Source organism: Zhenpiania hominis (assembly GCF_014333425.1).
GTDB classification, from domain to species: Bacteria; Bacillota; Clostridia; order Peptostreptococcales; family Anaerovoracaceae; genus Hominibacterium; species Hominibacterium hominis.
Map to the genome: position 1 here is coordinate 1 of NZ_JACRYT010000053.1, position 1,846 is coordinate 1,846.

1 protein-coding gene is annotated in these 1,846 nt (G+C 44.5%); it reads left to right on the forward strand.

What is annotated here, in order from left to right:
- The first annotated feature begins 64 nt into the window (after window positions 1–64).
- On the forward strand, window positions 65–1,816 hold the full coding sequence (locus H9L42_RS16640) for an IS1634 family transposase (RefSeq protein ID WP_187304515.1): 1,752 nt from the start codon (window positions 65–67) through the stop codon (window positions 1,814–1,816).
- Window positions 1,817–1,846: the final 30 nt, after the last annotated feature.

Consider the following 1,846-nt stretch of genomic DNA (forward strand, 5'->3'; position numbering starts at 1 on the left):
TTATGATTTTGTTAGTGCTTGTCGGTGCTCGTTGTGATATAATATAAAGAAGGAGGTTTTCACCATGTATGTAAATATTACCGGCAGTGCCAACAACAAGGATGTATATATCTATCAGTCATATCGCAAGGAAAACGGAAAGACTTCTTCCCGCATCTACAGAAAACTCGGCAAGTTCAATGACCTTCTCGCCCGATTCGATGGCGACAAGGACAAAATGATAGCCTGGGCTAAGGAAGAAGCTGCTAAGGATACCGCCGCTTACAACGAGCAAAAAGAAAAGGTCTCCGTTGAATTCTCCCCTACGGCACGCATCCCTCTTGATGAAGAACGCAACTTCAATTCCGGATATCTCTGTTTACAGAAATTATGCAGCGAACTCAGGATAGATAACATCTGCAGAAACATACGCAACCGCCATAAATTCAAATATGATCTGCATGCCATCCTCACAGACCTGATCTATGCCAGGATCCTTTCGCCTTCAAGCAAGATGAGCAGTTTTTCATACTGCCAGTCTCTTTTGGAGCCACCCAAATACTCCTTACAGAATATTTACCGTGCACTTTCGATCATGGCTGAAGAAGCTGACTATATACAGGGGGAACTCTACCGTGATTCAAACTTCCTACATGACAGGAACACGAAGATCCTGTACTACGATTGCACCAACTACTACTTCGAGACCGAAGAGGAAAGCGGAGGCAGGAAATATGGCAAAAGTAAAGAACACAGACCCAACCCGATCGTGACCATGGGACTTTTCATGGATGCAGACGGTCTGCCTCTCGCTTTTGATATCTATCCTGGAAACCAGAACGAACAGCTCACCCTCAAGCCTCTTGAAAACAAGGTGATTCGCGATTTTGACTGCAGTGAGTTCATCTTCTGTTCCGACGCGGGACTTGGCAGTGCTAAGAACAGATTTTTAAACAGCTTCGGCAATCGCTCATATGTGATCACACATTCATTGAAGAAATTAAAAAAAGAAGAACGTGAGATAGCGTTGAAACCCACACAGTTCAGACTGCCCGGTTCAGATAAAATGATCGACCTAAGGACACTGGATGAAACTGACGAAAATGTGTTTGACAGTGTCTACTACAAAGAACTCCCCATAGTAACAGGAGACATGGATGAGACCCTGATCGTCACATACTCTCCGAAATACAGGAACTATCAGCGAAAGGTCCGTACACGACAGATAGAACATGCTGAAAAAATGATCGAAAGCGGTAAAAAGAGGCGCAGTAAAAATCCTAACGACCCCGCCCGTTTCATCCGTAAGACTTCGGTAACCGGTGATGGCGAGATCGCCGAAAAAACCATATATGAACTAGATCCGAAACGCATCAGGGAAGAAGAGATGTATGATGGATTCTATGCTGTCATAACAAACCTCGAAGAGGATCCGGCAGAGGTCATAAAGATAAACCGCCGTCGCTGGGAGATCGAGGAGAACTTCCGTATCATGAAGTCCGAGTTCGAAGCAAGACCTGTCTATGTACAGCGCGATGACAGGATAAAAGCCCACTTCCTCACATGTTACATCAGCCTGCTGGTATACCGACTGCTTGAGAAAAAGCTCGACGAAGAGTATACCTGCAGTCCGATCCTCGAGACATTGAGGGGTATGCAGATGACACTTCTGAGCAAAGAAAGCGGCTACATCCCTTCATACAAAAGGACGAAACTGACGGATAAACTGCATAGTGTATTTGGATTCAGGACAGACTTCGAATTCATATCAAAATCAACGATGCGAAGCATTATCAGATCGACCAAACAGTTAGACAGCACAATTAAGAAAAAATAGCACATATCGATGCAAAACACAAAAGCTTGC